At 34.1% G+C, this 12,440-nt stretch carries 14 protein-coding genes and 2 riboswitches; of the genes, 3 read left to right on the forward strand and 11 right to left on the reverse strand.

Annotated features, from left to right (window positions below):
- Nucleotides 1-238: 238 nt before the first annotated feature.
- A riboswitch (cobalamin riboswitch) is annotated at nucleotides 239-381 on the reverse strand.
- Nucleotides 382-495: 114 nt separating this feature from the next.
- From rocD to ACN4EE_RS02820, 8 genes are all read right to left on the reverse strand, one after another.
- The gene (rocD, locus tag ACN4EE_RS02785; protein ID WP_431704876.1) at nucleotides 496-1,740 is read right to left on the reverse strand and encodes an ornithine--oxo-acid transaminase; all 1,245 of its coding nucleotides are present in this window, start codon (nucleotides 1,738-1,740) and stop codon (nucleotides 496-498) included.
- 392 nt (nucleotides 1,741-2,132) lie between these two features.
- A riboswitch (cobalamin riboswitch) is annotated at nucleotides 2,133-2,275 on the reverse strand.
- Nucleotides 2,276-2,326: 51 nt separating this feature from the next.
- Nucleotides 2,327-3,199 (reverse strand): alpha/beta hydrolase, encoded by an 873-nt coding sequence (locus ACN4EE_RS02790; protein WP_431704877.1) that lies wholly within the window; start codon nucleotides 3,197-3,199, stop codon nucleotides 2,327-2,329.
- Nucleotides 3,200-3,214: 15 nt separating this feature from the next.
- Nucleotides 3,215-3,571 (reverse strand): phosphoribosyl-AMP cyclohydrolase, encoded by a 357-nt coding sequence (hisI, locus tag ACN4EE_RS02795; RefSeq protein WP_431704878.1) that lies wholly within the window; start codon nucleotides 3,569-3,571, stop codon nucleotides 3,215-3,217.
- Nucleotides 3,572-3,574: 3 nt separating this feature from the next.
- Nucleotides 3,575-4,615, reverse strand: a complete 1,041-nt coding sequence (locus ACN4EE_RS02800; protein ID WP_431704879.1) for a CobW family GTP-binding protein — start codon at nucleotides 4,613-4,615, stop codon at nucleotides 3,575-3,577.
- 88 nt (nucleotides 4,616-4,703) lie between these two features.
- The gene (locus ACN4EE_RS02805) at nucleotides 4,704-5,702 is read right to left on the reverse strand and encodes a CobW family GTP-binding protein (protein WP_431704880.1); all 999 of its coding nucleotides are present in this window, start codon (nucleotides 5,700-5,702) and stop codon (nucleotides 4,704-4,706) included.
- A 37-nt stretch (nucleotides 5,703-5,739) separates the two neighbouring features.
- Nucleotides 5,740-7,566: a threonine--tRNA ligase gene (thrS, locus tag ACN4EE_RS02810; RefSeq protein WP_431704881.1), complete on the reverse strand. Its 1,827-nt coding sequence runs from the start codon at nucleotides 7,564-7,566 to the stop codon at nucleotides 5,740-5,742.
- 140 nt (nucleotides 7,567-7,706) lie between these two features.
- Complete coding sequence (locus ACN4EE_RS02815; protein WP_017292950.1) at nucleotides 7,707-7,949, reverse strand: hypothetical protein; 243 nt, start codon at nucleotides 7,947-7,949, stop codon at nucleotides 7,707-7,709.
- 61 nt (nucleotides 7,950-8,010) lie between these two features.
- On the reverse strand, nucleotides 8,011-8,226 hold the full coding sequence (locus ACN4EE_RS02820; protein WP_431704882.1) for a chlorophyll a/b-binding protein: 216 nt from the start codon (nucleotides 8,224-8,226) through the stop codon (nucleotides 8,011-8,013).
- A gap of 245 nt (nucleotides 8,227-8,471) precedes the next feature.
- Here ACN4EE_RS02820 and ACN4EE_RS02825 point away from each other — a divergent pair, with 245 nt between their 5' ends.
- The 3 genes from ACN4EE_RS02825 (at nucleotide 8,472) to ACN4EE_RS02835 (ending at nucleotide 11,144) form a co-directional block, all read left to right on the forward strand.
- Nucleotides 8,472-9,035, forward strand: a complete 564-nt coding sequence (locus ACN4EE_RS02825; protein WP_431704883.1) for a Uma2 family endonuclease — start codon at nucleotides 8,472-8,474, stop codon at nucleotides 9,033-9,035.
- Nucleotides 9,036-9,149: 114 nt separating this feature from the next.
- The gene (locus ACN4EE_RS02830; RefSeq protein WP_431704884.1) at nucleotides 9,150-10,121 is read left to right on the forward strand and encodes a CobW family GTP-binding protein; all 972 of its coding nucleotides are present in this window, start codon (nucleotides 9,150-9,152) and stop codon (nucleotides 10,119-10,121) included.
- Between the two features lie 18 nt (nucleotides 10,122-10,139).
- Nucleotides 10,140-11,144, forward strand: coding sequence for a WD40 repeat domain-containing protein (locus ACN4EE_RS02835; protein ID WP_431704885.1), 1,005 nt, complete (start codon nucleotides 10,140-10,142; stop codon nucleotides 11,142-11,144).
- Between the two features lie 122 nt (nucleotides 11,145-11,266).
- On the opposite strand, the gene ACN4EE_RS02840 is transcribed toward ACN4EE_RS02835, so the two are convergent.
- The 3 genes from ACN4EE_RS02840 to ACN4EE_RS02850 form a co-directional block, all read right to left on the reverse strand.
- Nucleotides 11,267-11,479 carry a type II toxin-antitoxin system HicA family toxin gene (locus ACN4EE_RS02840; RefSeq protein WP_431704886.1) on the reverse strand — a complete coding sequence of 71 codons (213 nt, stop codon included), beginning with the start codon at nucleotides 11,477-11,479 and terminating at the stop codon, nucleotides 11,267-11,269.
- The gene (locus ACN4EE_RS02845) at nucleotides 11,476-11,682 is read right to left on the reverse strand and encodes a type II toxin-antitoxin system HicB family antitoxin (protein ID WP_017292955.1); all 207 of its coding nucleotides are present in this window, start codon (nucleotides 11,680-11,682) and stop codon (nucleotides 11,476-11,478) included. Before ACN4EE_RS02845 ends, ACN4EE_RS02840 begins: the two co-directional genes overlap by 4 nt.
- Nucleotides 11,683-11,889: 207 nt before the next feature.
- Entirely contained in the window at nucleotides 11,890-12,375 is a 486-nt protein-coding gene (locus ACN4EE_RS02850) for a DsrE family protein (protein WP_431704887.1), read from the reverse strand.
- Nucleotides 12,376-12,440: the final 65 nt, after the last annotated feature.

The following is a 12,440-nucleotide window of genomic DNA, read 5'->3' on the forward strand; positions in this document are numbered from 1 at the left end:
AACGTACCCATAATTGAGGGTTAGGGATAAAGAACTATTTTTTGTGTAAGGCTTATAAGCTATTGACCGATGAAAATAAGTTAGAATTGACGTTGACACGAAGAACGGACTCAACTCTTAATTTATTACATCTTTAACCCAAAAAGTAGCTACTCATAATTTAGCCACACATCGGTAAAAAATACGATCGAAAAAAATATTGAAGACACCATCATCTGTACCTCGCAGATAAATAAAATAACATGGTTGAGTATCGGTGGGCATTCTGACTAATGAGACTTTGCTCAATCACAGTTGCGGGACAGCGTCGGATTTTAACCGGACTTTCCCCCTTACGTTCGATGGAAGTGACCCATCAAAACCGATGACTTAAATTATATCAGAGTTTATGTAATTTTGGCAATAATTTTTTTGCTCACAGGAATTAAGCATTTTTCTCTAAAGTCAAACAGGGGAAAAATTCCCCCATTAGTCTGAAAATAACGATAAAAATTTCTACTCCGACATCAAAACTTGTTCAATGCGTTGTAAAGCCCAATCAATTTCAGAGCGAGAAATAACTAAAGGTGGTGCAAAACGAATAATATTTTCTCTGGTTTCTTTGGCTAAAATACCCAATCCCATTAAGGCTTTACAAAAACGTCGAGCGCCCCCTGCACTGGGTTTTAACTCCAATCCAATCAATAAACCTCTGCCTCGAACTTCCTGAATATAAGGGCTAGGAATAGTTTGTAATTGAGAAAGAAAATAAGCCCCTAATTGTGAAGCTCGTTCAGGTAAATTTTCCTCAATAATAACATCTAAAGCGGCGATTCCCACCGCAGCAGCTAAAGGATTCCCCCCAAATGTGCTACCATGATCGCCGGGGTTAAAAACATCCATAACTTCGTGGGTACTAATAAAAGCTGAGATAGGATAAAATCCTCCTGATAAGGCTTTACCGATCGTGATACCATCGGGTTTCACTCCTTCATGTTCAAAAGCAAACATTTTCCCCGTGCGTCCTAATCCTGTCTGAATTTCGTCGAATACCAATAAAACATTATTTTTGCGACAAATAGATTCTATTTCTTGCAAATAACCCACAGGGGGGATAATAATTCCTCCTTCTCCTTGAATCGGTTCGAGGAAAAAAGCCGCAGTATTGGGAGTAATAGCGGATTTTAGAGCTTTTGCATCTCCATAGGGTATTGTCTTAAATCCGGGGGTGAAGGGTGCAAAACCTGATTGATATTGTTCTTCGGTGGAAAAGCTGACTAAACTAATAGTACGTCCGGCAAAATTATTATTACAAACAATAATTTCTGCTTGGTTATGGGATACTCCTTTGACGGTGTAAGCCCATTTTCTAATGGCTTTAATGGCGGTTTCTACTGCTTCAGCCCCAGAATTCATAGGCAATACTTTAGGTAAACCCGAAATATGACAGATTTTTTGGTAAAATTTTCCTAATTGGTCATTATGAAAGGCACGAGAAGTTAAAGTTACCTTACTAGCTTGTTCTACTAATGCCTGATAGATGAGGGGATGACAATGTCCTTGATTTAAGGCAGAATAAGCACTTAAACAGTCAAGATATTTATTGCCTTCTACATCCCAAACCCATGCACCTTGCCCTTTATTGATTACGACTTCAAGGGGATGGTAGTTGTCTGCACCGTAATCATTTTCTAGTTTAATGTAGTCTTGACTATTGAAAACTTTGTTTTTGTTGAGGTTGCGGTTTTCGATTGTTTGCATTGTTTTTTCCTAAATTTTACCCATTGACTGATATTACAAATCCATTCAGCATCAAAATTTTTCAGGGGAAAGCATCCTTTAAATATGACAATTAAGGATGTTTTATGATATTTTCTTTAGCTTAAATATAGCTTGTAAAACCAGTCACCCATTCTACTTGGGTGTAAAATTTAGGAAAAATAGTGATGATTGAGCTTAATCTCTGTAGCATTGATAAGTTTAACTAATGTTGATTATTGTAACCTATTAACGGAAGCCATGATTAAAATGACTTTTTTTAGGAAGAATTACAGAGATATGTTAACTACCCTCAAAAATATCACAGAGAGTAGATGATAATGATAGTGAGAGAAATGTTTGATATATCATCTGTGCCTCGCAGATAAATAAAATAACATGGTTGAGTATCGGTGGGCATTCTGACTAATGAGACTTTGCTCAATCACAGTTGCGGGACAGCGTCGGATTTTAACCGAACTTTCCCCCTTACGTTCAATGGAAGTGACCCATCAAAACCGATGACTTAAGTTATATCAGAGTTTATGTAATTTTGGCAATAATTTTTAAGTGTTCTGAATTAGCAAAATTATTGAATCAAAGCGGCAATTAAATCTCCATATTCTTCCGCCATACCTAAAGTACCAGATAAGCGTATTGTTTGGACATTATTCAATTTAGAGATAGCTTCCATTGTCTTGAGGGAGTAAGGAGGAGAATTTTCGCCGATAATGTTGAAAATTGGTTGTTTTATCTCAGAAATTAGATTTAAAAACTCCTCACGACTATCGAGGGGATCAATTTCTCCTGTTACAAAAGCTACAGAGCCAAATCTTGCTCCTTTTTGTTGAGTGATTTGTCGTTTACGGTTAATAAATTCAGGGGTTAATTGGCTTTCATTGACGAAAACGTGACGACGATACATAAAACGCAAGAAAGCTGGAGTTGTATTGAGATAGTAAAGGAATTGTCCGAGAATGGGGGTATTAATAAGATTTTTGACGAATTTTCTCACATTATCATTAACACCCATAACTTTTAAAGGTCCTTGAGCTGTGGGAGCGATTAAAATTATTTTAGCCACTAAATCAGGGTTATTTTTAGCTAATGTTAAAGCATATCCTGCACTATGTCCTGCGGTGACAATTATTATTGGTTCAGAAAAATAATGGTTAACAAAATCTGTTAATAATTGTTGATAAATGTTGGGTTGATAATCAATTTTAGGTCGATCAGACTCCCCAAAACCAAGCCAGTCAAAGACGGTAACTTGATATTGAGAAGCTAAAAACTCCGCAATGGCGTTCATTTCGCTACGGGAAGAAACAGTACTAAATGATGGTAATAATAGTATCGCTTTTCCTTTTCCTAGAGTTTCAAAACTGATTTTAAATGCGGATTGTTCGTAATTCCAAATAAATTTATCTATTTTTTTATCAATATTTGCAGTAATAGAAATCATGTTTTTTCCTAAATTTTAAAATGTTAAAGATACGGTATTAAAAAAGCAACTTCTCGCCCCAGTATGACAAGCAATATTTCCTACTTGCTCAATTTTGAGTAATAAAGTGTCACCATCACAATCATAAAATATAGAATTAACTTTTTGAATATGACCTGATGTTGCTCCTTTATGCCACAACTCCTGACGAGAGCGACTCCAATAGTGGGCTTCTTTAGTTAATAATGTTTGTTTAATGGATTCTTTATTCATCCAAGCCATCATTAAGATTGTACCGTCTTGATGGTCTTGAGCGATAGCTGGAATTAATCCTTGTTCATTAAACTTTAATATTTCTATCCAAAGATAATTTTGATTGAGTAAGTTATTCATAATTTAAAAAGGTAAATTTGCTAAAGAAAATGATTTTTTATTGTTCATTTCTACTAAACAATTATTCAATGGCTCTATAATATTTTCTTGTGCTAAATTACGCCCAATAAATACTAATTGATTTTTGGGTTTTTCTGTCCATTCATCGGCTTGTAATTCATAACGAGGACCACTTAATTGAAAAATATGTCTTAATTCGCTAACATCAAACCACATGATTCCTTTTGCTCTAAATACTTCTCTAGGCATTATATTTATTAAAAAATCTTCAAATTTATCTAAATCAAAAGGTCGATCGCTTATAAAAGAAACGTAATTAAAACCATCATTTTCGATGTGATGACTATAGTTTTTGTGATTGCATTGAAAGTCTTTTATTTCTTGTTTATAACTACTATTTTTAGTTAAATTTATATCTAAAATTAAAGCTAAAGGAACTTTTCCGAATTGACTTTTTAAGATTCTTGCTCCTGCTTTTTCTTGTAAAATAAATGATTCTAAATCCTGCAATTTTTCTTCCTTTACAAGATCAATTTTATTGAAAATAACCAAATCTGCATAACGAATTTGATTTAATGCTGATTCGCTATCAAAATGTTTTTCAGTGAAGGTTTCTGTATCAACTAAAGTAATAATAGAATCAATGCGAGTTAAATACTTTAATTCTGTACCTAAAAAAGTGAGAATAATCGGAAGTGGATCAGCTAATCCTGTAGTTTCAATAATTAGATAATCTATCTTATCTTCCCTTTCTAAAATTTGATAAACTGTATCAATTAAATTATCATTAATGGTGCAACAAATACAGCCATTTCCTAATTCAACCATATCTTGATCAATGGAAATTAATAACTGAGAATCGATATTAATATCCCCAAATTCATTTACTAAAACTGCTACTTTTAATCCTTCATTATTAAGTAAAATATGATTAAGTAAAGTCGTTTTTCCACTTCCTAAAAAACCTGTAATTATAGTTACAGGCATCCCAGCTTTAGGAATAATTGGCAACGCATCGGATAAACTCATGGTTAACATTTTCATAGTTAATAAGTTCCTTATTTTAGTTTTATAGTAAGCCTTTTAAGGCTTTATTTGATAAAAGCTAAAGCCCTCACTACAAACTTTTTTTTTACATTACACAGTTTTCTAAAAGTAATTTTAATTCATCAATTTTAAGATGTTGTCCAATAAAAACTAATTCTGTTTTTGGTTGTTTTTTCCAATGTTCATCAATGATACTAAAACGTTTCCCACTAAGATGAAAGATATGTTTAAATTCGCTATCTTTAAACCATAAAAAACCCTTCGCTCTAAATACTTCTATGGGTAATTGATTATCTAAAAAATACTGAAATTTTCTAATACTTAAGGGTTTATCACTGGTAAAAGAAACTGACACAAAACCATCATTATCTAGGTGATGAGAATGATCATGTTTATGATCATGACGATCGAGCTTATGATGTTTATGTTCTTCTTTATTAGGCTGAAAATAAAGATCAGATTCAAATAAACCAACACTTAAAATTAAAGGTAAAGATACTTTAGCATTCGTTGTTTTTAAGATTCTAACATCTTCTTTAATTTCATTAATTTTTTGTTCGATGTCATCAATTTTACCAGAATCAACTAAATCGGTTTTATTAAGTAAAACTACGTCAGCATGAGCAAATTGACTAAAAGCCGCCTCGCTATTTTCAAATTTATCTAAGCTAAAATTTTCACAATCGGCTAAAGTAATAATGGAATCTAATCGAGTTTTATCTTTTAAATTTGTGCCTAAAAAAGTTAATGCCACAGGAAAAGGATCAGCAATTCCTGTAGTTTCTACGATTAAATAATCTATCTGTTTTTGACGTTCTAAAATTTTATCAATAGCGGTGACTAAATCTTCATTAATTGTACAGCAAATACAACCATTATTTAATTCTATGATATTATCTTCTGTGGAAATAATTAAGTCATTATCAATGCCAATTTCTCCAAATTCATTAACTAATACTGCTGTTTTTAAGCCCTCTTGCTGAGTTAAAATATGATTTAATAAAGTAGTTTTGCCACTACCTAAAAATCCTGTAATAATAGTAACTGGTATTCTTTCATGGGATAGTAAAACTGTTTGAGTCATGATATTTTTATTATTTAAGTATTGGTTAGGAATATTTTTAGTTTGAAAAGATGGTTTTCTGCTCGATCGAGTTTGCTAATTTTTCTTTTAAATTAGAGATAGTTATTGATCCTAAATCTCCTAGTTGACGAGTTCTAATACTTAAAGTTTTTTCCTCTAATTCTCGATTTCCTAAAATAGCTAAAACGGGAATTTTTTCTAATTCTGCTATACGAATTTGTTTCCCTAATCTCTCTCCGCTTTTATCAATTTCTACTCGATAACCTGCTTGTTTTAAGTCTTGAAAAATTTCCTGAGTATAATCTAACAATTCATTATTTACAGGTAATAATTTTATTTGTACTGGTGCTAACCATAATGGAAAATCTCCTGCATAATTTTCGATTAAAATACCAAAAAATCTTTCTAATGAACCAAAAATTGCTCTATGAATCATAATTGGTCGTTGGCGTGTGCCGTCTTTAGCTACATACTCCATATCAAAACGATCGGGTAAATTGAAATCGACTTGAATTGTGGAACACTGCCAAGTTCTGCCGATGGCATCTTTGATTTTTAGGTCAATTTTAGGACCATAAAAAGCACCTCCCCCTTGATCTTCAATGTAATTCCACTGTTTTTTATGCAAAGCATGAATTAGTGCTTCCGTAGCTAAATCCCACACCTCATCACTACCAACAGATTTTTCTGGGCGAGTGGAAAGGTTAATTTCATAATCGGTAAAGCCAAAATCTGACAAAATTTTCTCAGTTAAGTTCAAAACTCCTAAAATTTCTTCGGCAATTTGTTCGGGTAAGCAAAAAATATGAGCGTCATCTTGGGTAAAACCTCTTACTCTCATTAAACCATGTAATACGCCTGATCGTTCATAACGATAAACCGTTCCTAATTCTGCCCACCGTAGGGGAAACTCCCGATAAGAGTGAAGTTCATTTTTATAGGTTAAAACGTGAAAAGGACAATTCATGGGTTTGATTTGATAGGCTTGTTGTTCAACATCCATAGAATCAAACATATTTTCTCGATAAAAGTCCCAATGCCCTGAAGTTTTCCATAAGTCCAAATTGGCGACATGGGGAGTATATAACAATTCATAACCGCCGTCTAAATGAGCTTTACGCCAATAATCTTCAATCAAGTAACGCATCATTGCACCTTTAGGATGCCAAAAAACTAAACCGCCTCCTGCGTCTTCCTGAATGCTAAATAGTTTCAGTTGTTGTCCTAATTTACGGTGATCCCGTTTTTGAGCTTCTTCTTTACGTTTTAGATATGTTTGTAATTCTGCTTCTGTACCCCACGCAGTGCCATAAATACGCTGTAATTGAGGTTTATGTTCATCACCTCGCCAATAAGCCCCTGCTAAACTTTCTAAGGTAAAGGCTTTGGGGTTAATTTCTCCCGTAAAGTTAACATGAGGCCCTGCACATAAATCCCACCAAGAGTTAAGGGGTTTTAATGGTGTTTGATCTGGGGGTTGATAGTCGGGAAAACCAATAAAATAACGGGTGATAGTTTCATTTTCGGGGATACTATTTAATATTTCTAATTTGTAATTTTCGCCTAATTCCCTGAGTTTTTCTTGAATTTCCGTTCTTTCGACTACTTCTTTGATAATTGGTAGGTTAGCTTTCATTATTTCTCGCATTTTCTCCTCTATTTTCCCTAAATCTTCAGGGGTAAAGGTTGAGGCTCGATCGAAATCATAATAAAATCCTGATTCTGTAGTAGGTCCAATAGTAACTTTAGTTTCAGGAAACAAACTTTGTACCGCCATCGCCATGACATGGGCGCAACTATGACGGATTTTTTCTAATGTTAAAGAATCTGTGACGATATTTTCCACCATGGGAATAGCAATCATAATCAACAAAAAAACGATAATGATTATCATTATATCAAATAAGCCACCTTTTCCTCTATGACACAAAAAAAATATAGAGCCTACACTGATTGTATAAAGCTCTATCGGGTTTGTTTTATGATTGTGGAAAAGAATGACCATTAAAAGATGCTAGTAAAAACTGAACCACCAATAATGCCTACTACACCAATTCCGATGAGAACGTTGGTGAAGAAACGACCAGCTTCAGGATTTAATCCTAATTCTTTGTCTTCGTTTCCTGCGGTGAAAAATAATGACCAAGCCTGATTACCGCTAATGGCTTCAAATTTATTAAAATCTGAGCGGAAAACCACGGGAGCGAATAAATCTTTGTTGTTGAAAATATCTAGATCAGCGTTCATATTTTTATCTGTTTAAAACTATTTTTTGTGTCTATTAATTGTAATTGTTAACTAAATTGACTTATAGATTCGTTAACCAACTGATTAAACCTTGACCTGTGAGAGCTTCAAAACCTAATAAAGAGATAAAACCCATCATGGCTAAACGACCATTTAATAACTCAGAATATTTGTTAAAACCGAATTGTTGACTTTCATCTACATACATTTTTGGTTCGATCGCATAGTTATTAAAACGACCTTGTTCTTCGACGACGTATTTTTGGAATGATGACATGATTTTTTTGTTTTATTTTTTATCTGTATGTAAACAATATTAACGTTATGTAAAGTTTTATGACAATGACTTGACACGAAAAAAAGGTAGTGATACCCGAATGAACCTCAATTTGATGTGGATAAGCTAAGGGAATTATGATGTAAGTCTAATTTATTCATAACCTGATAACTCTTGATTTTGAGTTCGATCGAACCCTTTTTTAGAGTTAAAATAACATCATCAGTAATGCAAAAACGGAAATTATGATTGCCACCATCGAAAAAACCAAAACCATCACCTTAGAAGAATTTTTGCAACAACCCGAAACAAAACCCGCCCAAGAATTTATTAATGGAGTTATTACTCCTAAGCCTATGCCACAAGGACAACACAGTACCATACAATCTGAATTAGTATCCGCAATTAATCAAATAACCAAAGCCTCTAAAATTGCTTATGCTTTCCCCGAATTGCGTTGCACTTCTAACAAGAGATCGATCGTGCCTGATGTAGCGGTGTTTGTGTGGGATAGAATACCCCGTACAGAAAAAGGAAGAATCGCCAATCGATTTGATGGGTTGCCTGATTGGAGTATTGAAATTTTATCACCAGATCAAAGTTTAATGAAAGTATTAGATAATTTACTTTTTTGTTCTCAAAATGGAACTAATTTAGGATGGTTAATTAATCCTGAAGATGAAACAATTTTAGTCGTTTTTAGTGATCAAAAAGTTAAAATTTTTCGTGATGATAATACTCTACCAGTCTTAGATAAAATAGAACTAAATCTAACAGTTAACGATATTTTTAATTGGCTTAATATTTAGTTTTAGTAAAAAAAATTTCTCCACAACTCCAAAATAACAAAATATCATTGTTGTCTCGTAAGTCCTATACTATAATAATGATAATCATTTTTATATTTAGACAAAGGACAATCTATGATAACGAAAGAGAAAGATTTAGTGCCCGTAACGGTTTTAACGGGTTATTTAGGGGCGGGTAAAACCACTTTACTTAATCATATCCTTACATACGAACATGGCAAAAAAGTAGCCGTAATCGTTAATGAATTTGGAGAGGTGGGCATTGATAATCAGCTAGTGATAAGTGCCGATGAGGAAATTTTTGAAATGAATAACGGTTGTATTTGTTGCACCGTTAGAGGTGATTTAATGCGTATTATCGGTAACTTGATGAAAAGACGTAATAAATTTGATCACCTTGTCATTGAAACCACTGGTTTAGCCGATCCAGCTCCGGTAATACAAACTTTCTTCATTGATGAAGATATGAAATCAAAGTTACTTTTAGATGCGGTGGTTACGGTGGTGGATACAAAGCATATTCATCAACATTGGAGTGCAGATGAAGCTCAAGAGCAAATTGCTTTTGCTGATGTGATTTTACTCAATAAAACTGATTTAGTTACTTCTGAGGAGTTAGAGAATTTAGAAAAACGCATCCGTAGTATGAACGCTATGGCGAAAATTTATCGCACTCAAAATGCTGAGATTGAAATGAATCAATTGTTAGGCATTAGATCATTTGATCTGGAAAAAGCCTTAGAAATCGATCCTAATTTTTTGGGAGAAGAAGCCCACGAACACGATGAATCGGTGTATTCTATTGCTATGGTGGAATTTCAGCCTTTGAATTTAGAAAAATTACAAGATTGGATTGGGGATTTACTGCGTAATCGAGGCACAGATATTTTCCGCATGAAGGGTATTTTAAATATTGCTAACATGAACGATCGAGTCGTATTTCAAGGAGTGCATATGTTGTTTGACGTAACGCTCGATCGTCCTTGGGGAGAAGAAGAAACCCGTAAAAGTGAATTGGTATTCATCGGGCGTAATTTAGACGAAATGGAATTAAGAGAAAGTTTTAAGGCTTGTTTGGATCAATAATCACTTATAAAGATTAAAATGTTAAAAATACAATGGACAGGAAAATTAACAGAATATATTACGGCGGTAAGTTGGTCAAAAAAAGGTCATTTGGCGGTAAGTTCAGCCGATGGTGAGGTAATGTTATTTACAGATACCCCCCAACTTATCCTTACCCCTAATGATACTCAAAGTTCGATCGATCGTGTTGCTTTTTCCTCTGACAGTCAATTTTTGGTGGCAGGAGGGCAAAATGGAGAGGTTTTTATTTGGCGACTTCCCGACTTAAAATTAGTTGATACCCTAGACTGGAATCTGCAATGGTTAGAAAATTTGGCATGGCATCCCCAAAAAAACTATCTTGCCTTTAGTCAAGGGCGTTATATACAGATTTGGGATGTGGAAACACTGGAAATAATTACCTCTTTACCCTTTGAAAATTCTACGGTGTTGGATTTTGCTTGGCATCCTCAAGGGCAATATTTAGCCGTTGCTGGGGATGGTGGAGTGAAAATTTGGGATACCACAGATTGGTTAGAAGAGCCTATTTATATTGAAACCTACGCCCCTGCCTTTAAAATAAAGTGGGCAGGATATAAAGATTATCTAGCTATTAGTTGCCTAGACAATACTGTAATGTTATGGGACAATTTTGATTTGTTACCTTGGCAACTGTCGGGATTTAGTGGTAAAGTTCGTAACCTCACATGGTCAAAAACAATAGCAGAAAATGCCCCTTTGTTGGCGACTTCCTGTCGAGGGAATGTGTTGGTGTGGCAAAAAGAGAAAATTATACAAAAGGGTTGGAATGCAACTATTTTAAATATTGACGATCGCATTATTCAGGATTTACAATTTAATCCTCATAATCTTTTGTTAGCTGGTGGCAATGAAGAAGGTTGCTTATTTTTATGGGAAAATGAAGAGCAATTAATGGAAGATTTTATAGGAATAGAAGGGGGTTTTTCTTGTTTGCAATGGGATTTTTTCGGAAAAAAATTAGCAGTCGGTAGTGATATGGGAGAAATATTCATTTTTATGTAGGTTGGGTTAACGAAGTGTAACCCAACATCCTCAGATTAATTTGGATATATTAACCCAATATCCTCATTTTGATTGAGATATAGTTATAATGTTGGGTTTCGTGCCTCAACCCAACCTACGGGTTACAAATCATCAGGAGTTAATCCAGTTAATTTAGCAATTCTAGCTAACATTTTTGGTCCAATTTCTTCACCTTCATGGAAAGCAAAAACGACATTACTCCATCCTGATTTTTCCAGAATTTTATGAGAGCCAGTCTGACGTTTGATTTTCCAACCTTTATTTTGCAAGGCTTTTAAAACCTGTTTAGCTTTAGTTCCAGACCATTGACTCATAACGCAACAAATGATAAATTAAGTTCATATTCTGGGGTTTTTATTTCTTCAAGTTGATCTGCTAAAACACGCAAAGCTAGGGCTTGAACTTTAGAAACTGCCTCGTCTTGAGTATTACCATAAACTAACACACCCGGAAGTTCAGCAATTTCAGCAATGTAGCGCCCATCTTCTTCTTGTTCTATTTCAATCTTATAATTCATTACAATTTACTATTATTCATAGTGATACTTTTTAAATTATACTCTTTATTTTTTTGTAGGTTGGGTTAACGAAGTGTAACCCAACATCCTCAGATTAATTTGGATATATTAATCCAATATCCGCATTTTAATTGAGATATAGTGATAATGTTGGGTTTCGTGCCTCAACCCAACCTACGGGTTACAAATCATAAGAAGAAAGGGTTATTACCAACTCATTACCCTAACATTGTCTTCAAAAAGAAGGGATTGAGTCGCTTGAGGAGAACCCATTTTTACCCCTTGAATTAAGTCATTGTCTGAAATTCCTCCTTGTTTCATACAACTAGGACAAATTAGAACACTTCCTCCTTGGGCGATAAATTCTTGCAACATTTGTTGTAAAGTTTTACCCGTTATTCCATTAGTATGTTGAGGCAATTTTTGAGATGCTAAATTAACTGCCGATACATTTAAAAAAATAGTAGTAGGATGTCCTTGTTGTAAAACCTTTTCCGCAAAACCGATCGCCATTGCACCACGCCAAGAATCATCTGTGGTTAAATTCACGAATAAACTAGTCGTTTTAGGGGAAGTAACCGCAGTTTGTTGCCCTTGACTCTGTGTAGTTTGTGCTTGAGAGAAATTCGGCGTAACAACTATGCCAGAAATTCCGATTAAAGAAGATAAGAGTAAAGAAGAAATGACTTTCATATTATGAGCAAAAAATATTAACAGACTTATAACTCAGTGTTAATAGAAAGCTATTTATTTGTCAA

The organism is Geminocystis sp. CENA526, from assembly GCF_050753365.1.
GTDB lineage: Bacteria > Cyanobacteriota > Cyanobacteriia > Cyanobacteriales > Cyanobacteriaceae > Geminocystis.